This window comes from Cedecea sp. B1(4), from assembly GCF_059414925.1.
Genome location: NZ_JCAHMZ010000109.1, coordinates 1 through 507, shown reverse-complemented (window position 1 = coordinate 507; position 507 = coordinate 1). Strand labels below are relative to the sequence as shown.

Here is a 507-nt window from a genome sequence, read left to right as displayed (position 1 = left end):
AATTGCCTTCGGTGGCGTCAAGATGTTGACCGGCGCGGGTGCCGGTGTGGGTATTGGCGCGGCGGCGGCAGGCGCTGCCAGCGGGGCGGGTAACGTTGTCGGGCGGGCCGCGAGTGCATTGGCTCCCACCCGATTCCTCGGCACCGGAGTATTAGCCCGATCCGCACCACTGGCCTCTGTCGCGCTGGGCGGCTATGACGCGCTCCAAGTCTCCGGCAGTGATCTATCTGAGGCGGAAAAGAACGCCGCCTATACCCGGATCGGCGGGCGCACCAGCGGCGGCATTGGCGGGGCATATGCCGGCGGCCAGGCCCTGGCCTTTCTCGGCCCCTACGGCATCGCGGCAGGCGCTATCGGCGGCGGCATTCTTGGCAGCCTGACCGGGGATTGGGCGGGCGAGAAGTTGGGACAAGCGTGGTTCGGTCCGGGCGAGGCTCGCCCAGAGACGGCCAAGGCGGCAACGATAGCAACCGGCGGCATTGATCCCGCCGAGCTGCAACAGGCGAT

General features: G+C 68.4%; 1 pseudogene. It reads left to right on the top strand.

The features are described 5' to 3' along the window. Nucleotides 1-22 precede the first annotated feature (22 nt). Nucleotides 23-507, top strand: a pseudogene (locus ACR6JA_RS22275) (hypothetical protein); the annotation flags it as partial.